The organism is Vibrio sp. B1ASS3 (genome assembly GCF_905175355.1).
Classification (GTDB): domain Bacteria; phylum Pseudomonadota; class Gammaproteobacteria; order Enterobacterales; family Vibrionaceae; genus Vibrio; species Vibrio owensii.
The window spans coordinates 1,694,305-1,711,842 of sequence record NZ_HG992742.1; the positions used below are offsets into that span (position 1 = coordinate 1,694,305).

General features: G+C 41.4%; 21 protein-coding genes and 4 pseudogenes. 19 read left to right on the forward strand and 6 right to left on the reverse strand.

Going from position 1 to position 17,538, the window contains the following annotated elements; all coding sequences use genetic code 11:
* Window positions 1–90: 90 nt before the first annotated feature.
* The 8 genes and pseudogenes from KJB05_RS07885 (at window position 91) to KJB05_RS07925 (ending at window position 4,242) form a co-directional block, all read left to right on the forward strand.
* Complete coding sequence (locus tag KJB05_RS07885) at window positions 91–672, forward strand: hypothetical protein (protein WP_213053109.1); 582 nt, start codon at window positions 91–93, stop codon at window positions 670–672.
* Window positions 662–779 (forward strand): annotated as a pseudogene (locus tag KJB05_RS07890) (DUF3265 domain-containing protein). The gene KJB05_RS07885 and the pseudogene KJB05_RS07890 overlap by 11 nt, the downstream one beginning before the upstream one ends.
* A gap of 44 nt (window positions 780–823) precedes the next feature.
* The gene (locus tag KJB05_RS07895; protein ID WP_208446533.1) at window positions 824–1,315 is read left to right on the forward strand and encodes a hypothetical protein; all 492 of its coding nucleotides are present in this window, start codon (window positions 824–826) and stop codon (window positions 1,313–1,315) included.
* A 136-nt stretch (window positions 1,316–1,451) separates the two neighbouring features.
* Complete coding sequence (locus tag KJB05_RS07900; protein WP_208446532.1) at window positions 1,452–1,754, forward strand: hypothetical protein; 303 nt, start codon at window positions 1,452–1,454, stop codon at window positions 1,752–1,754.
* Window positions 1,755–1,818: 64 nt separating this feature from the next.
* Entirely contained in the window at window positions 1,819–2,739 is a 921-nt protein-coding gene (locus tag KJB05_RS07905; RefSeq protein WP_213053073.1) for an IS5 family transposase, read from the forward strand.
* Window positions 2,740–2,869: 130 nt separating this feature from the next.
* Entirely contained in the window at window positions 2,870–3,040 is a 171-nt protein-coding gene (locus KJB05_RS07910; RefSeq protein WP_155485622.1) for a hypothetical protein, read from the forward strand.
* Window positions 3,041–3,045: 5 nt separating this feature from the next.
* Window positions 3,046–3,273 (forward strand): hypothetical protein, encoded by a 228-nt coding sequence (locus tag KJB05_RS07915; protein WP_208446526.1) that lies wholly within the window; start codon window positions 3,046–3,048, stop codon window positions 3,271–3,273.
* Between the two features lie 177 nt (window positions 3,274–3,450).
* Window positions 3,451–4,242 (forward strand): pentapeptide repeat-containing protein, encoded by a 792-nt coding sequence (locus KJB05_RS07925; RefSeq protein WP_208446528.1) that lies wholly within the window; start codon window positions 3,451–3,453, stop codon window positions 4,240–4,242.
* Here KJB05_RS07925 and KJB05_RS07930 read toward each other — a convergent pair.
* Window positions 4,184–5,718 (reverse strand): IS3 family transposase gene (locus tag KJB05_RS07930; RefSeq protein ID WP_208446524.1). Its coding sequence is split into 2 segments (ribosomal slippage): window positions 4,184–5,256 and window positions 5,256–5,718, totalling 1,536 coding nucleotides; the frame shifts between segments, so codons are not numbered across the junction. The two genes, KJB05_RS07925 and KJB05_RS07930, sit on opposite strands and share 59 nt — an antisense overlap.
* A 106-nt stretch (window positions 5,719–5,824) precedes the next feature.
* Between KJB05_RS07930 and KJB05_RS07935 the strand changes: the two genes are divergently transcribed.
* The 3 genes and pseudogenes from KJB05_RS07935 to KJB05_RS07945 form a co-directional block, all read left to right on the forward strand.
* On the forward strand, window positions 5,825–6,535 hold the full coding sequence (locus KJB05_RS07935; RefSeq protein ID WP_208446507.1) for a tetratricopeptide repeat protein: 711 nt from the start codon (window positions 5,825–5,827) through the stop codon (window positions 6,533–6,535).
* Window positions 6,536–6,719: 184 nt separating this feature from the next.
* Window positions 6,720–8,075, forward strand: a complete 1,356-nt coding sequence (locus KJB05_RS07940; RefSeq protein ID WP_208446506.1) for a Fic family protein — start codon at window positions 6,720–6,722, stop codon at window positions 8,073–8,075.
* Between the two features lie 138 nt (window positions 8,076–8,213).
* Window positions 8,214–8,459: pseudogene (locus tag KJB05_RS07945) on the forward strand (GNAT family N-acetyltransferase); the annotation flags it as partial.
* A gap of 52 nt (window positions 8,460–8,511) precedes the next feature.
* Here the strand turns inward: KJB05_RS07945 and KJB05_RS07950 are convergent.
* From KJB05_RS07950 to KJB05_RS07960, 3 genes and pseudogenes are all read right to left on the reverse strand, one after another.
* Window positions 8,512–8,820: pseudogene (locus KJB05_RS07950) on the reverse strand (transposase); the annotation flags it as partial.
* Window positions 8,821–8,849: 29 nt separating this feature from the next.
* Window positions 8,850–10,256, reverse strand: a complete 1,407-nt coding sequence (locus KJB05_RS07955) for an IS66 family transposase (RefSeq protein WP_208446529.1) — start codon at window positions 10,254–10,256, stop codon at window positions 8,850–8,852.
* Between the two features lie 103 nt (window positions 10,257–10,359).
* Window positions 10,360–10,983 (reverse strand): annotated as a pseudogene (locus tag KJB05_RS07960) (IS5 family transposase); the annotation flags it as partial.
* Window positions 10,984–11,150: 167 nt separating this feature from the next.
* Here KJB05_RS07960 and KJB05_RS07965 point away from each other — a divergent pair.
* The 6 genes from KJB05_RS07965 to KJB05_RS08000 all read left to right on the forward strand — a co-directional run bounded on the left by KJB05_RS07965 (window position 11,151) and on the right by KJB05_RS08000 (window position 14,686).
* Window positions 11,151–11,408, forward strand: a complete 258-nt coding sequence (locus KJB05_RS07965; protein ID WP_005448240.1) for a type II toxin-antitoxin system Phd/YefM family antitoxin — start codon at window positions 11,151–11,153, stop codon at window positions 11,406–11,408.
* Entirely contained in the window at window positions 11,396–11,698 is a 303-nt protein-coding gene (locus KJB05_RS07970) for a type II toxin-antitoxin system RelE/ParE family toxin (RefSeq protein WP_010448451.1), read from the forward strand. Before KJB05_RS07965 ends, KJB05_RS07970 begins: the two co-directional genes overlap by 13 nt.
* Window positions 11,699–11,958: 260 nt before the next feature.
* A complete protein-coding gene (locus KJB05_RS07980) occupies window positions 11,959–12,201 on the forward strand; it encodes a zinc ribbon domain-containing protein (protein WP_244142992.1) in 243 nt (80 codons plus the stop codon).
* 181 nt (window positions 12,202–12,382) lie between these two features.
* A complete protein-coding gene (locus KJB05_RS07985; RefSeq protein ID WP_208446495.1) occupies window positions 12,383–12,850 on the forward strand; it encodes an Sbal_3080 family lipoprotein in 468 nt (155 codons plus the stop codon).
* Window positions 12,851–13,543: 693 nt separating this feature from the next.
* Window positions 13,544–14,089 carry a DUF1643 domain-containing protein gene (locus KJB05_RS07995; protein ID WP_208446494.1) on the forward strand — a complete coding sequence of 182 codons (546 nt, stop codon included), beginning with the start codon at window positions 13,544–13,546 and terminating at the stop codon, window positions 14,087–14,089.
* 114 nt (window positions 14,090–14,203) lie between these two features.
* A complete protein-coding gene (locus KJB05_RS08000; protein WP_208446493.1) occupies window positions 14,204–14,686 on the forward strand; it encodes a hypothetical protein in 483 nt (160 codons plus the stop codon).
* Here KJB05_RS08000 and KJB05_RS08005 read toward each other — a convergent pair.
* Both KJB05_RS08005 and KJB05_RS08010 read right to left on the reverse strand, forming a co-directional pair.
* Window positions 14,683–16,217, reverse strand: a protein-coding gene (locus KJB05_RS08005; RefSeq protein WP_208446524.1) for an IS3 family transposase whose coding sequence is annotated in 2 segments (ribosomal slippage) — window positions 14,683–15,755 and window positions 15,755–16,217 — 1,536 coding nt in all. Because the reading frame shifts where the segments join, the coding sequence is not laid out codon by codon here. The two genes, KJB05_RS08000 and KJB05_RS08005, sit on opposite strands and share 4 nt — an antisense overlap.
* A 206-nt stretch (window positions 16,218–16,423) precedes the next feature.
* On the reverse strand, window positions 16,424–16,726 hold the full coding sequence (locus KJB05_RS08010) for a hypothetical protein (protein WP_176310706.1): 303 nt from the start codon (window positions 16,724–16,726) through the stop codon (window positions 16,424–16,426).
* Between the two features lie 194 nt (window positions 16,727–16,920).
* Between KJB05_RS08010 and KJB05_RS08020 the strand changes: the two genes are divergently transcribed.
* Window positions 16,921–17,166 (forward strand): type II toxin-antitoxin system CcdA family antitoxin, encoded by a 246-nt coding sequence (locus tag KJB05_RS08020; RefSeq protein ID WP_038140558.1) that lies wholly within the window; start codon window positions 16,921–16,923, stop codon window positions 17,164–17,166.
* On the forward strand, window positions 17,166–17,483 hold the full coding sequence (locus KJB05_RS08025) for a CcdB family protein (RefSeq protein ID WP_038140554.1): 318 nt from the start codon (window positions 17,166–17,168) through the stop codon (window positions 17,481–17,483). Before KJB05_RS08020 ends, KJB05_RS08025 begins: the two co-directional genes overlap by 1 nt.
* Window positions 17,484–17,538: the final 55 nt, after the last annotated feature.

Sequence of the window (17,538 nt, forward strand, 5' to 3'; positions counted from 1 at the left end):
GCGGTAGCTTTTGTATTGCGTTACTCACACCTTAGCAAGGCGTTAGCTGCCATATTGTTTAACTTAATTACGCTTGGAAATGGAAGTTTTATGAAAACACTCTTATTACTTGTTGCGTTATTTCTATCGGGATGTACAACTGCTCTTTGGGCTCCTGAATATAAGCAAGAGATGATAGATGGCTTCTACGTAAAAAGTGATTCCGGAGAGCTATTTGTTACCGCCTCTAGTTCAGCTTATCTTTTCAAAATCAATAAAAATTTTGGAGATGCTCTTACTTTATCTAGAGAAGTAGATTTCTCCCCATCGTGTAACGAATTTGAACTAAGGAAAGACAATACAATTGTTGGCACTGTATCGCTAACACTGCTAGGCGGTGAGCCGACCGCAGAATTAGAAAATCAACTTTTGTCGCTAGGCTTCAAAAAGGATGCTTTGCTAAGAGAATTTAGACTTACGGAAAAAGTAAAAGGAAAGCGATTCACGGTAGAGGGTGATTTCCCGCTAGTAAAGCTAGAAAAGAGTCGGCGTATAAATATTGCACAACCATCTACCTTTTCTGAAGCGGCAGGAAAAATAGTTGCCACACCAGCTGCAATCATCATCGATTCTGCAGTCGTTGTGCCTGCTGTATTTGTAGGAGCTACGGTAATGGCGGCAGGTGGCAGCTAACAAACTGTTCAAGAGGGATTCGCAACGCGTGGCATTTTTACTATGCGTTGGTTTTGGTGTTTAAGGTGGTATGCGGCGGCTTTGGTATTGCGTTGCTCACCCCTTAACAGGGCGTTAGCTCACTAAAGAAAACTATATTTTAGGAGAAAAAATGAAAAAAAAGAACGAAGTTAAAGATGAGCTACTAGAATATTATTACAATAATTCTATAAGCAATAAATGCGATGATATTGATGAATATAGAGGTTTTGCCACGAAATTGTTGAAGGTAAATGGAATATTCAACAAAGATAGCATAGTGATATCAATTAAAGATGACAAGGAAGACTTGACTGCCAAGTCAAACCAATTAGTGGTTATCTCATCTATTTTGGGGGCTTTAAGTGTATTGTTAGGTGTATATTCTTCGATGGGTTTTATTCCTTCCATTATATTTAATTTGGGGGTTTTGTTCTGCTTGATTACTACTTTTATTTTATTAAGTGAAAGAGAAAAAATAAACCAAAACATAGCCACTAAACAAAAGATAATTAATGTTCTTGATACGATATCAAATGAGGAGCTTACTGAATTTCAAAGGAAAAAAAGAAAGAATGTTAGTGCTAATGTTATACGTGTTAGTAACGAGTGTGAAATGAGCTAACAAAGCATTTAAGAGTGATTCCCAACGCTTGGCATTTTTATTCCATCGTTGGGTTTCGTGTTTACGGTGGTATGGTTAAGTTTTGTGGTAGCGTTGCTCACACCTTAATGCGGCGTTATGTTGTTTGAGGCTAACAATGAAATATTGGTTACTACTATTGGTATCAATTCTACATTCAGGTTTAAGTTTTTCGGGTGACGAAGTGAAGAGTAATCCAGTTTTATCCACTGATCTTTTATGGCAGAGGACAATTACCGAAGCTAAAGCGAGCATAGGATCCTTTCGTGAGCTCTTGTCTAAACCTGAGCTTGCATCTAGTTTTGCTCTTGTAAAAGTATACTTCCCAGAACAAGGTGCTTACTTATGGTTCATGGTGGTAGATGTAGATTCAAAGTCTTTCGTGGTTCAAGCTTTTGAAACACTCGGCTTTGTTGCTTAAATCGATGGAACTAAATCTAGAAGCTACGATCTGATCGGCTACACCCATCAATCGTCGTAGCCTCATGCCTAAACCTCGTTACAAAACAACTAACTGGAAGCAGTACAACAAAGCCTTAATCAACCGTGGTTCTCTGACCTTTTGGATTGATGAGGAAACGATAGCTGAGTGGAAACAAAACAAACAAGGCAAGCGTGGTAGACCTCGCCGGTTCAGCGACTTAGCCATTACTACTGCACTGATGGTGAAACGCATTTTCTCTATGCCATTGAGAGCGCTACAAGGTTTTCTAGACTCTGTATTTAAGCTAGCTAATATCCCGCTAGTTTGTCCACACTACACCTGTATAAGCCGTCGAGCCAAGGAAGTTGAGATTTCATTTAAAACTAAAACCAGAGGTGCGATACAACACCTGGCAATTGATGCCACTGGCCTCAAAGTTTATGGCGAAGGTGAATGGAAGGCTAAGAAGCATGGTACTGATGGGAAGCGCAGAGTATGGCGTAAGTTGCATATCGCAGTAGATACGAGCACCCACGAGATAATCGCAGCAGAGCTGAGTTTATCGAACGTAACCGATGCCGAAGTGCTCCCCAACTTACTCAAGCAGACACGTCGTAAAATCATCGAGATATCAGGTGATGGTGCTTATGACACAAGGAGTTGTCACGATGCTATACGAATCAAGGGAGCAGTTCCGCTCATTCCGCCACGAGAAGGGGCAGCCTTCTGGGAGCAAGGACACCCTCGAAATTTAGCAGTAGGTTGCCAGAAGCTCTACGGTTCCAACGAGAAGTGGAAAAAGCGGTATGGCTATCATAAGCGCTCACTATCAGAGACAACAATGCATCGGGTGAAACAGTTGTTAGGTGGAAAATTAAGCTTAAGAAACTACAACGCTCAGGTTGGCGAAACTTATGCCATGATCAAAGCGCTGAACAAGCTAACAGGGCTTGGTATGCCTGAAACTCAGTATGTTGTTTAAGAAGCGTTCAACATGGGACTGCCATGTCTTCTCACCGAATTAAGCAACAAAGCCTTTAAGGTTGTATGCGGGAGCTTTGGTATTGCGTTGCTCACACCTTAACAGGGCGTTATGTGCTAAGGAGATAAAAATGAAAGTCTTATCAATTATTGAGTCTGTTCTTCAAGCTAGAGCCAAGCGTAGAGAAGAAGCTAGAGCTGGTAGAATAAAAGATGACTTTGTGGAAGATGAGTTTCAAGAAACTTTACAAGCAGCTAAAAAAAGCGAGCCCAAAACATATGAAAAGTACAAGGATAAGTAAATAAAATGACATTGAACGAACTAGGTTCAATCCTAGAAGAAATGTATCAAAATGCTCCCGAAAATGAATCTGTCGCAATGATTCACCTGTTCGCTATCAAGTATGCAGAGCAGATAAAAAATTTAAATACCTCTTGTAAGTCAGTTGCAAAGGCTGCTGGTATTAATGAATCCTATGGGACAGAAATCAGCAAAGGCATTAAGCTGTCAAAGTACGTCAGAGTCATAACGTAAAAACGCACATAACAAACTGTTTAAGAGTGATTCGCAACGCGTGGCATTTTCACTATGCGTTGGTTTTAGCGTTTAAGGTGGTATGCGGTAGCATCGGTATTACGTTGCTCACACCTTAACAGGGCGTTATGCCGCACAAGTAAGTTGGGATTAATCGTCAAGGAGGAGTTCGACGGTATGGGAAAATGTGCATACATTCATAAAGAGATACTGGTTGGTGAGGAATCCTACGATCCTGAACATGATGGATCTAATACTTGTCAGTTCGAAGACTTAAATGGAGAGGTTGTCGAAATAGACTTTTACGAGGTAGATGGACTGCATTTTTGTGAATTTCATTGCCCGCTTACCGACGACAAGAATAATTTTACAGAGAAAGCTTCTTGGTCAAAAGAACGAAAAGAAGAGTTTTCGAATAAAATTAAAGTGATTGCGCAAGACGATGGGAAAAGAGTGTTTCACGGGCATGTTGATTTCAGTGGAACAGTTTTTAATGTTCCTTTGGAACTAGATGAAAGAGAACATAGCGGGTATCCCAATTTCTCATATTGTACTTTTCACGAAAAGGTAGATCTATCGTATTGTCACTTTAAAAATGATGTCGATTTTAGAGGGGCAGTATTTAACGAAGAAGTTACTTTTTACCAAACACGTTTTGATCACGGAATTGACTTTATGTTCTGTACATTCAAAGAAAATTTGATATTGCAGTTTTCACTTAAGTCAAACTTCAAAGATATTGAAGACAGGGAGCTTATAAAATCAATCGACTTTAGAGAATCTAAGTTCTTTAAGCAAGCTAAGTTCGATAATAGAAAGTTCAAAGGTCATTCGGATTTTACAGAGTGTATATTCCATAAAACACCACTGTCGGCGTTTTTCAAGGTAGTTGTCATCATTCGCTTACTTATTAAGCGGCTTCTTTATCTGGATTTAAGTGAACCACTCCAGCTGGCTCACAGTTCCTAATATCATCTGACCATCGCTCTGGATTCTTGCGCTTTGCTGCAAGTAACACCTTTGCGCGACGCTCTAAAATCTCTCGGTCTTTACCATTGTGTCGCTGTGAAGGTGTCACATAATTTATCTTGCTATGCTTGTGTTCCGTATTGTACCAACGTACAAAAGCCTCAACCCAACAGCGACTCGCATCCAACTGTTCAAAGCCTTTTGTTGGCCAACTCGGCATATACTTTACCGTTCGGAACAGTGACTCCACATACGGGTTATCATCGCTTACTCTTGGGCGACTATAAGATGAGGTAATGCCTAGCTCATCCATTTTTGCTTTGAACGTCAGTGATTTCATTGGTGCTCCATTATCCGAGTGCAGCACCAGCGGTTGATTAAAGCATTGTTCACGCATCAACGTTCGTTGCAATAACTGTGACGCTAGCTCACCACACTCACATTCATAGACATCATAACCAACGATTTTGCGGCTGTAGATATCTTCTATTACGTACAGATAGTAGTGCTGTCCACGAACTCTTGAAGGCAAGTAAGTAATATCCCATGTATAGACTTGGTTCGGTCCTGTTGCTGTATAACTTGTTGGCTTAGGTGGTTTTTGCCGACTTCTCTGACGCCCTCGATTATGAAGTTGACCTTGCGCTCTCAGAACCCGATAGTAGCTCGCTTCAGAGGCGATATACTCGCCTTTATCAAGAAGCGTCGGAACGATTTGAGTCGGTGGTAGACTAGCGTATTCCGAGCGATTACAGACCTCTATAATCGCATCCCGCTCTTGTTGTGATAGCTTATTCGCTGGCTCTGGCCTAGTACATATTGGCCTTTTGTCAGCTTGAACTTCACCTTGCTGATACCAACGCCGATAAGTTCTCAGGTCGATTTGGGCTTCATGGCAAGCTGGCTCTAAACGGCAACCACTTTGTCTAGCCTCGTGTATAAGACCAACCAAGCACTGCCTTTCATCGGTTGAGGTTAGTCGTCCTCTGGCTCTTCCCCGTAAAAGGCTCTCAGCTTTTTTCGCAGGACTAACAGAGCTGCGGTTTCAGCGAGCGCCTTTTCTTTGTGTCGTAGTTCTTTTTTCAGCTCTTTAATTTCAAGCTTGTCGGCTTTCGCTTGTTTCTTAGCTTCGGCTTCACGCTCTTTACTCGACATGAAGCCTTGCATACATTCGCTTCGCCAGTTTTCCACTTGCTCGGGGAACAGGCCTTTTTCACGACAATATTGGCTGAGTTCATTCTCGGTCATCGAGTAAGTTTCAGCGACGATGGCAAGTTTAGTTTGAGCAGACCACTGCTCTGATGAAGTATTGCTATTTGGCACAGCGGCTCCTGAACGTCTGAGTTGCTGTCGCCAATGATACAGGGTTGCTGTACTAATACCTTCTTCTTTTGAAACCTGGCTTACCGACATGGAGTATGGAGGCAGTAGTTTCTTCAATATAGCTTCTTTTCTTTCTGCTGGAATACGAGACAAAATTCATTCTTTACCGCCCAAACTGGTTAAATTTTAACAGTGACAACTATCCTGCCAGAGGGGGATAGCTATAAGTTATTTAGGCGTTTGTGATGAAAAAACTGCGTTGAAATTAGTCTCTGAAGCAATGGATGAGTATGTTGAAGAAGAAAGTAATTCATTATATAGCAAATTAATCTATGCGAGGTGCCTAAGTTTACGTGGTGATTTAAGTAGAAGTGGAAAGCTGAAAAGGTTGGCACACCATAAATTTGAAGAAATACTTAAGTGCAGAGACTTGTCGGAGCTTGGTGCTTCTGAAGTCTGGTATGAAATGGCTAGTTGCTTGTTTCATTTGGCAAAATTCGATGAAGCGATAAGCTCTTATCAACGAGCATATGAGGTCTCTGGAAAAGAAGTGATTAAAGTCTTTGTAGCAATGTGTATGGCAGAGAAATCGGATAAAGAAGCCTTAACAGTCTTGGCTTCTGTTGATTCTTCTTTCTTAAATAAATCCGAGTATTTTGATTTCGCCGTAAATTATGCTTATGTAGCAACTAAGTTCGAAAGTAGGACTGCTATTCAGTCTAGCCTAGAGTTGCTTAAGTCAGCAGTTTGCTCGGAACCTGTTTTTGAGCAACGCAGGCTAAAATCGATTTGTGAATTGAACGAATTGTTAGCAACTGGAAAGTATTCTAAGAAGCAATATTTGCTAGGTATGCTTAAAAATTTGAGTAAATATTTGGTGCTCCAACCAAATGTTGCAGGCATTGGACTAAACATAAATCAAATGTTTGAAGATAAAAAAACTAACAAAGCATTTAAGAGTGATTCGTAACGCTTGGCATTTTCGCTTCGCTCAAGTTTAGCCAAGCGTCACTCACACCTTAATGCGGCGTTATATTTTAAGGTATATTGTCTCCCATTGTTTTCTTATAACGCAAAATTTCAATTTTACGTTGAAAAAACGATGAGTGTCCCTTAAACTTAAAAATGAAATTTTAAGTTTAAGGGTGTATGAAATGGCAAGAATAAGAACTCCAAAGCCATTCTCCAAACTGATGGAGAACTTTCCTGCTGATAAAGTAATGCCGTTACTAGGGAAGTATGGTGCAACAGATGGTTCAGGAAATTACCTACATTGGGATAAGTTTATCTGGAGAGTTGAAAAAGGTGTAGATTCCGAGTCCGCGTGGATCGCCACTAAATTTGCCAGAAAAACACTAGCTAAAGAATTGCCGATACTAAAAGCAGATACGTTCCAAAGGCACTTTAGCTATTGTATTCCCGATTCATTGTTTGCTCAGTTACATCATATAGACAAAGTCACTGGTGGTGGGCATGCTATTGGCGACGGTTCTTTTATAACGGCTAGAGAAAAAGATCGCTATTTAGTTAGGAACTTAATGATGGAAGAGGCTATTACTTCGTCCCAGTTAGAAGGCGCCTCAACTACTCGTAAAGTTGCTAAAGATATGCTCGAGAACAATAGAAAGCCAACTGATAAATCAGAGCAAATGATCTTTAACAATTTCTTGTTAATGAAAAAAGCGGTTGAGCGGAAAGATGAGCCACTTTCAATAGACTTAATTTTGGAACTCCATGCGATAGCTACTTACAATGCAATCGATAATGAAGCTATTCCTGGTGAACTGAGAGACACGAATGATGTGACTGTGGCTAATATTTATAATGAAGTAGCTCATGAGCCACCATCTGCCGATTCTTTAAAAGAAAGGCTTCAAGACTTATGTAAGTTTGCAAATGAATGCGATGATGGCAGTGATTCTGACCACTTCATTCATCCCTTAGTCAAAGCTATTATCCTTCACTTTATGATTGGTTATATACATCCATTTGGTGATGGGAATGGAAGGACTGCAAGGGCATTATTTTATTGGTTTATGCTGAGATCTGGTTATTGGCTTTTCGAATATGTTTCCATCAGTAAACTTATCCAAGAAAAAAGGTCAGACTATGATACAGCTTACGTATATACGGAAACAGATGAATTTGATTTAACCTACTTTATATATCATCAGGTAGATATTGTTACTAAGGCGGTTAATTCCTTGCACGAACATATAGAAGCGAAGAAAAAAGAATTCTACCAATTTATGGAATGGATTGATAAAAGTCCCGTATCGAAAGGGTTGAAAAGAGGGCAGTTAGAAATTCTGAAGGACGCAGTCAAACAACCAGGTAAGACTTTTACAGTTAAGCAGGTTTCTCTTGATTTAGATATTAATGAGAATACAGCGCGCTCTTACTTAAATAAGTTGGTTGAGGCAGAATTACTGATGGCTTCTAAGCACAAAAGTCACAAAGCAGTCATATATCTAGCACCAGCAGGCTTAAGGGAGCGCCTAAAAATATAACAAAGCGTTTAAGACAGATTCGCAACGCTTGGCATTTTTGGTTTAAATCGGTTTCGGTGATTACGGAGCAATGGTTTGACTATGGTGCAGGCGTTGCTCACTACTTAACGCGGCGTTAGCCCTTTTCGAGGAAGTGATATGGAAATCGTACAAGAAATAGATGTTTCAGAATTGCATCATAAGGCAATCGAAGCATTAAGAAACCAAGCATTTCCAGACAGCCAAGTCAGTCGTTCTTACTTTAAGCAGTTACCTCATATGCGTGCTCTTCATTTTCAAGGTGAGCAGTTGGTTGGTTATCTTGGACTAGACTATCGAGTCGTTAGCGTCGGTGAAGAAATACATAAGGTTCTGGGTGTAATCGACTTTTGTGTTGATGAGCGGCTTTGTTGCTTAATTCGGTGAGAAGACATGGCAGTCCCATGTTGAACGCTTCTTAAACAACATACTGAGTTTCAGGCATACCAAGCCCTGTTAGCTTGTTCAGCGCTTTGATCATGGCATAAGTTTCGCCAACCTGAGCGTTGTAGTTTCTTAAGCTTAATTTTCCACCTAACAACTGTTTCACCCGATGCATTGTTGTCTCTGATAGTGAGCGCTTATGATAGCCATACCGCTTTTTCCACTTCTCGTTGGAACCGTAGAGCTTCTGGCAACCTACTGCTAAATTTCGAGGGTGTCCTTGCTCCCAGAAGGCTGCCCCTTCTCGTGGCGGAATGAGCGGAACTGCTCCCTTGATTCGTAACTATTCACCCATGAGCTATTGACGACGGTTTACGCTAAAAATACTGGCGCCTGATAATCAACTTTCAACATGTGATGTTCGACGATTTCACGCAGCCATTTATAAGCAGAGACCTGCTGAAGTTTGGCTGTTTCTATCAGCGAGAACATTCGTTCGCGGAACTGGTCGCCTCGATATGAGCGAGTCACGTAACAACACTTCCTCATCAGTATGTAATTACGGAGAACTCGCTCCGCTGCGTTGTTTGTTAACGGGCACTCGGAGTCGTCCATAAACCGCCAGACCATAGCATCATCAGCGATGAGATTTCGACATCTACCTCGATATCGTTTTGAGCATTGATAACTACCCAATTTGAGCCAATGAAGCCAGCTCTTTCGTAACCGCCTGAGTCGGCGGTAATATTGGCTTTCGGTAATTTCTTCTTCGATATATCGGTGATGACACCTGAATACGCTATGAGCGATTAAAGCGAGTTTGTCTCCGATTTTTTGGTTTTCAGGACAAACGCTTTCCTCGATAGCGATGACGTTCCTTAATATGTGAGCCCAGCATAATTGGCGCTTAGATTCGTCGATATATTTGTAGGCAGAATATTGGTCAGTCACTAAAAGGTGTGAAACCGCTTCACCAAGTAGTCGTTTGGCAGCATGTTGGTTTCTTCCGCTGTTAATTTGGAAAAAGGCTACGTTATTGCTGAGTGCGGCCCACATCCAGCGTTTATCATTATTGCGCTGATGTGAAGTCTCATCAGCCATAATCAGTTTAGATGCTTTTACTGTGTCATGGATTTGAGTATGAGTATCAGCTAAGTATTCAGTGACTCGTCCTTGCGCCGCAGATATTGCACCTGTTGAGAAGTTAAGCTGGAAGACGTCTTTCAGCATAGATTGTATTTTACCTATGCTTTGGTGGTGCTGCGTCGCTTGGATTGCGATAAAGCTATGTAGATTTGGCCCCATTTGAACATCGGGCACAGACTCTGGAAGCTCCGCTTGATGCTTATCACCACACCATGAGCACTCGCCTTTAAAAATTTGATGTTCAACAAGCGTGTATGAGATATCTGGCAAGTCAAAGATTTGGTGTCGTTTATAAGGTTTTCTATTTGGAATAACACACCCACCGCAGTGGCATATCTTATTCGGTAAATATTGCTCAACCGAGGCGCTCTCTTCAATAGGATGAAGCAGTCGGCGATTGCCTTTATGACCTGGTTGAGCTCCTTGCTTTTTTCCAGATTTCTTCCGATTCGGCGAAGTATTTTTAGCTTTATTATGCAGGGGTTGTTGAGATGATGGCACAGAAGAGTTGCGACTATTTTGGTTTAGCCTATCTTCAAGCTCAGCCAACTTATTCCATAAAAAGTGGATGATATCTTTCGCCTCTTCAGGCGAATCGAAATCTGGCGGTGGAGGTAATGTTTTCTTATTCATACCTCCAGATTGCCACCACAAAAAGATCACTCAAGTTGAATGTGGGATCAAGTTAACTCAGTCACATAAATTTGCTGTCAATAGCTCCTGGGTGAATAGTTACCTTGATTCGTATAGCATCGTGACAACTCCTTGTGTCATAAGCACCATCACCTGATATCTCGATGATTTTACGACGTGTCTGCTTGAGTAAGTTGGGGAGCACTTCGGCATCGGTTACGTTCGATAAACTCAGCTCTGCTGCGATTATCTCGTGGGTGCTCGTATCTACTGCGATATGCAACTTACGCCATACTCTGCGCTTCCCATCAGTACCATGCTTCTTAGCCTTCCATTCACCTTCGCCATAAACTTTGAGGCCAGTGGCATCAATTGCCAGGTGTTGTATCGCACCTCTGGTTTTAGTTTTAAATGAAATCTCAACTTCCTTGGCTCGACGGCTTATACAGGTGTAGTGTGGACAAACTAGCGGGATATTAGCTAGCTTAAATACAGAGTCTAGAAAACCTTGTAGCGCTCTCAATGGCATAGAGAAAATGCGTTTCACCATCAGTGCAGTAGTAATGGCTAAGTCGCTGAACCGGCGAGGTCTACCACGCTTGCCTTGTTTGTTTTGTTTCCACTCAGCTATCGTTTCCTCATCAATCCAAAAGGTCAGAGAACCACGGTTGATTAAGGCTTTGTTGTACTGCTTCCAGTTAGTTGTTTTGTAACGAGGTTTAGGCATGAGGCTACGACGATTGATGGGTGTAGCCGATCAGATCGTAGCTTCTAGATTTAGTTCCATCGATTTAAGCAACAAAGCCCACTTAATGCGGCGTTAGCCGTCATGGAGCTTGCTATACTCAAAGTGATAGAATAGTATCACTTTAGTATTCCTTTGGAGCAGCTCTCATGAAAGTAGAACTAGTTACATCACTCAAACGTCAAGCAACTAAGATCCTCGCCGATCTCCACGACACCAAAGAACCCGTGTTAATTACTGAGCATGGTAAGCCATCTGCGTATCTAGTTGATGTTGATGACTACGAATTTATGCAAAATCGTTTAGCTATTCTTGAGGGTATTGCACGAGGTGAGCGTGCACTAGCTGATGGTAAAGTTGTAAGTCATGATGAAGCCAAGGACAAAATGTCAAAATGGCTGAAGTAATCTGGACTGAACCAGCGTTATCTGACCTCAATGATATCGCTGAATACATCGCACTTGAAAATATCGTAGCTGCAAAGCAGTTAGTACAAACGATCTTCTCCAAAGTCGAACGCCTACAAACTTTCCCAGAGTCAGGTCGTATTCCACCCGAGCTAGAACATTTAAGTTATCGTGAAGTTGTCGTTAATCCATGTCGTGTTTTCTATAAACAAGACGGTGACAAAGTGTTTATTCTGTTTGTTATGCGTGCAGAGAGAGATTTGCGTAAGTTCTTGTTGGGTAAGCAATAGCCTTTGGGAATGAGCGGCTAACAAACTGTTTAAGAGTGATTCGCAACGCGTGGCATTTTTACTATGCGTTGCGTTTAGTGTTTAAGGTGGTTTGCGGCGGCTTCGGTATTGCGTTGCTCACACCTTAACAGGGCGTTATGCCTACAAGAGGAAATATGGATAGTAAATGGGAATGCTTTGGGTGCGGGCATAGCAATGAACACTCATCATTGAAGTGTGAAAAGTGCGGGTCTTTAGGCAAAGAGCTTGCAAACAAGCAGATGGCAAACCACCTGTTAGGAAATGACAAAGTGAAATCGAAGTTTGAATACTGCTGTGATAAATGTGGTTCAGAGTCATATGAGGTTGGTGAGCTAAGAGCCAGTGGTGGATTCTGGAGTACATTTTTCAATTACAACAAACACCGTTTTTATTTCTTATCATGCAGTAGCTGCGGTCACACTGAGTTTTACAAACGAGGTCTAGGTACTGAACAAAAAATACTAGATTTTCTTGGTGGTTAGCATGGGCATAACAAACTGTTTAAGAGTGATTCGCAACGCGTGGCATTTTTACTATGCGCTGTGTTTAGTGTTTAAGGTGTTATGAAGGGGCTTTTGTATTGCGTTGCTCACACCTTAACAGGGCGTTATGCAGCTACTTGAAATTCCCGAAAAATAATAGATGTATTGAAAGAGAAGTAACATGTACAAGAAACTATTTATCTTTAGTCTACCCGTTCTATTGGCAGCATGTGCTGCGCCAAAATATACAGCGGAAGCAATCTCGCAAGAGAACCAGAGTAAAGAAATCACTATCGTGAAAGATGACGCGACACGAGAAATTTTCTTAGATTCGATGCAAGAGTGGTGTTTGGATACTGCTCATAAATGTACTGTCGTAAGTGATGGAACTTCACCGAAAAGCTCGGAACTTACACTTACTTACGTATCACGTTGGAGCTGGGACTTCAGAACGTTTATCGCAGATGCCAAAGTTAAAGCGTATAGAAATAGCGAGAAAGTTGGTGAAGTTGAGTTCAAGGCACCAAATAGTGCAAATTCAGATAAGTGGGGAGACGACAGTAAACGAATCATCGCAATGATGGATTTGTTGTTTGGGAAGCAGACTGTAAGTGAGGCTCAGTCCAAAATAAAGTCAGGTGAAATGTAGCGGCATAACAATAAATTCAAGTAGATTCGCAACGCTTGGCACTTTCAGTTTGAATCGGCTTCAGTGTTTACGGCACAATGGTTTAGGTAGGTGGTAGCGTTGCTCACTACTTAATTTGGCGTTAGTACGGGTTTGGCATTAAATGTCATAAGTTTTGGTGTGTATCTGTTTTGGCGCTCGCCTTTACACCTTTCAGTTAGTGCCTTTCACGTTCTTTCCGGTGGCACTATATACGGAGTGTTCGCTTTGATTTCACCGTTTACGGTTTCTAACTCTTAGCCTATTTCTTTAGAGCTTCTTCATTTTCGTGGTGGCTTTTGAGAGAACCTTGATTATTTTTGGTGTGGCTGTTGAAGTACGAGGAAAGAATCCTTTTCTAATTTGAAGCCAGTGAAAGTAGGGCTGTTCAGTGCGTTTTTCTTCTAGCCAACTTTCGTCTTTCATCTGGGGTAAAGTTTTGTAGCTGCCCGTCTCACTTCAGTGTTCAAAGCCTTTCATATCATGCCACTTTTCAATATTTTGGAGCGCATAAATAGAAGTAGCGCATGTACTAACAAATTGCTTAAGAGTGATTCGTAACGCGTGGCATTTTTACTTTGCGGTGGCTTATGTGATTAAGGCGCTGTGCGGTAGCTTTTGTATTGCGTTACTCACACCTTAGCAAGGCGTTATATTTTCTTTGAGTGAAGACGGATGATTGAACATTTCTATAAAGTGGACATCACAAATATTGAGTCAGTGTTCTCTGAAGATAGGCAGCATAGAGTATCGCTAACACTGCCATTTATGAACCGAAATACAGGTAAACGGTTGTGTATCATTGGGCAAAACCCAAGTTTTGCAGATGAAAAATTAGCCGACAAAACGATTCATTTTTTGGCAAGGTATGTATATGAAAAAATGCCAGAATACTCTGAGATCGTAATGCTAAACCTGTACTCTCGAGTGGACACAAAGAAAGAGTTTAAAACGGACTTATTGCGACTTTCAAACGAAAGAACCCTCAGAAAAATCATTTCGGACAATGAAGATTTTTTGTTAGTTTTTGGTCGCTTAAAAAAGGAGCGGGCTTATAATTTTCCAAAAAAATTTCTTCAGCTAATCCCGTATTTAGCCGACAAAAATAACTATATCATTGGTATTAAAGATAATGTTGACTATCCACCGCATCCTGGCAACCCTTTATTGTACTATGGTAACTATAGCTATGATCCAATAGCTGTTGAATTAGAGTGCTGAAAATATAACAAAGCATTTAAGAGTGATTCGCAACGCTTGGCGTTTTCGCTTCGCTCAAGTATAGCCAAGCGTCGCTCACACCTTAATGCGGCGTTATATTGCAATCGAGATTTTATGAAAAAATATACATTTATAGATAGGTATTTTGAAAGTCAGCGAGTTCTCTTAAGACTTGATACAATAGAAGAACATGATGTAAACAGCTTGTTCACTTATCTGAACAATCTTCATTCCACAGCAGATAAACTGAAAGAGTTATTTGACTGTAATATAAAAGATTATCCAGATTTCAAATTACTTAGAATAATTAGAAATTACTTTCATCATGTTGGGGATGTAGATGACATTAGAATGCTCGTTTCTATTGAAGAAAATGTACACTTTGATCGTGTACAGCATTTGATTATACCTCTAGAAACCTTTGCTAGAAGTGTTAAGTCTTTTATTGATAATGCAATGGTTCCAGAAAACCATAAACAATATCAGAAGAAACTTAAGTTCGTTGCGAAAGAGATGGATGCCATATCAGAATGTTACTCTTACAACAGTGATATCGGCGTTTTTCAAGGTAGTTGTCATCATTCGCTTACTTATTAAGCGGCTTCTTTATCTGGATTTAAGTGAACCACTCCAGCTGGCTCACAGTTCCTAATATCATCTGACCATCGCTCTGGATTCTTGCGCTTTGCTGCAAGTAACACCTTTGCGCGACGCTCTAAAATCTCTCGGTCTTTACCATTGTGTCGCTGTGAAGGTGTCACATAATTTATCTTGCTATGCTTGTGTTCCGTATTGTACCAACGTACAAAAGCCTCAACCCAACAGCGACTCGCATCCAACTGTTCAAAGCCTTTTGTTGGCCAACTCGGCATATACTTTACCGTTCGGAACAGTGACTCCACATACGGGTTATCATCGCTTACTCTTGGGCGACTATAAGATGAGGTAATGCCTAGCTCATCCATTTTTGCTTTGAACGTCAGTGATTTCATTGGTGCTCCATTATCCGAGTGCAGCACCAGCGGTTGATTAAAGCATTGTTCACGCATCAACGTTCGTTGCAATAACTGTGACGCTAGCTCACCACACTCACATTCATAGACATCATAACCAACGATTTTGCGGCTGTAGATATCTTCTATTACGTACAGATAGTAGTGCTGTCCACGAACTCTTGAAGGCAAGTAAGTAATATCCCATGTATAGACTTGGTTCGGTCCTGTTGCTGTATAACTTGTTGGCTTAGGTGGTTTTTGCCGACTTCTCTGACGCCCTCGATTATGAAGTTGACCTTGCGCTCTCAGAACCCGATAGTAGCTCGCTTCAGAGGCGATATACTCGCCTTTATCAAGAAGCGTCGGAACGATTTGAGTCGGTGGTAGACTAGCGTATTCCGAGCGATTACAGACCTCTATAATCGCATCCCGCTCTTGTTGTGATAGCTTATTCGCTGGCTCTGGCCTAGTACATATTGGCCTTTTGTCAGCTTGAACTTCACCTTGCTGATACCAACGCCGATAAGTTCTCAGGTCGATTTGGGCTTCATGGCAAGCTGGCTCTAAACGGCAACCACTTTGTCTAGCCTCGTGTATAAGACCAACCAAGCACTGCCTTTCATCGGTTGAGGTTAGTCGTCCTCTGGCTCTTCCCCGTAAAAGGCTCTCAGCTTTTTTCGCAGGACTAACAGAGCTGCGGTTTCAGCGAGCGCCTTTTCTTTGTGTCGTAGTTCTTTTTTCAGCTCTTTAATTTCAAGCTTGTCGGCTTTCGCTTGTTTCTTAGCTTCGGCTTCACGCTCTTTACTCGACATGAAGCCTTGCATACATTCGCTTCGCCAGTTTTCCACTTGCTCGGGGAACAGGCCTTTTTCACGACAATATTGGCTGAGTTCATTCTCGGTCATCGAGTAAGTTTCAGCGACGATGGCAAGTTTAGTTTGAGCAGACCACTGCTCTGATGAAGTATTGCTATTTGGCACAGCGGCTCCTGAACGTCTGAGTTGCTGTCGCCAATGATACAGGGTTGCTGTACTAATACCTTCTTCTTTTGAAACCTGGCTTACCGACATGGAGTATGGAGGCAGTAGTTTCTTCAATATAGCTTCTTTTCTTTCTGCTGGAATACGAGACAAAATTCATTCTTTACCGCCCAAACTGGTTAAATTTTAACAGTGACAACTATCCTGCCAGAGGGGGTACCTTTCTCTATTTCGTATAACGCCCTGTTAAGGGGTGAGCAACGTATTACCGAAGCAGCAGCAAACCACCTTAATCACTAAAACCAACGCATAGTGAAAATGTCACGCGTTGCGAATCCCTCTTAAACAGTTTGTTATGTTTAGACTTTCTCATAAGTGGCAATTTCACTTAGCCACCAATTTAGTTTATCGTCGATTTGAGCATGATCTCGCAACTCATAGATTTCCGATATAGCATGCTGCTCTGATTCAATGTCAATGGCTTCTAGAACCAGGTTGCCCGTTTCCCACAAAGTTGCTCTAGATAGCAAGCCGTTTCCTTCAATTTCAATGTATTGAGCTTTTACTTCGTCACCAAGTTTCTCTGACAATTCAACAATTAAACTTTCACCGCTAAATATCTTGGATTTTGATGATGCCCATGAAGCTAAATATTCAAGCATATCTACACCTATAAACATAACGCGCAGTTAAGGTGTGAGGCACGCAATACTGAAGCCTCCGCATACCACCTTAACCACTAAACTTGACGCATAGCAAAAATGCCACGCGTGCCGAATCACTCTTGAACAATTTGTTATATGCTTAGCTTTCACCTATACTCTATACGCATTACTAATACGTATAGGATTACTTTATGAGAAATACATATAGCACACATGCACCTAAAAAGGCTACAAACCTTAGTCTAAACAGTGAGTTGCTTGCCGAAGCTAAGCGCCTAAACATCAACCTATCAGCAACAATGGAAAAGGCTTTGGAAAAAGAAGTAAAACAACAATTGAAAGCCGAATGGTTAGAACAAAATGCCGAAGCTATTGAAGCTTGTAACGATTTAACTGCAAAACACGGACTATTTTCCGATTCATACCGAGTATTCTAATGTCACAATTTACGCTTTATAAAAACAACGATAAGAGCACCGCAAGCGCTTACCCATATTTTGTTGATGTCCAAAGCGAGTTGCTAGATTCACTGAATACTCGCTTGGTCATTCCCTTAACTCCTATCGAGCTGCTAGAGAAAAAAGCCCCTAGCCATCTGTGCCCTACGATCCATATTGATGAAGGTGACTTTGTGATTCTTACTCAACAAATGGCTAGTGTACCAACTAAAATCCTCACGACTCCAGTCAACGAGCTAAGCACGTTTAGAAACGAAATTATCGCTGCTATCGACTTTTTGATTACTGGCATATAACGCCCTGTTAAGGGGTGAGCAACGCAATACAAAAGCTGCCGCATACCACCTTAAT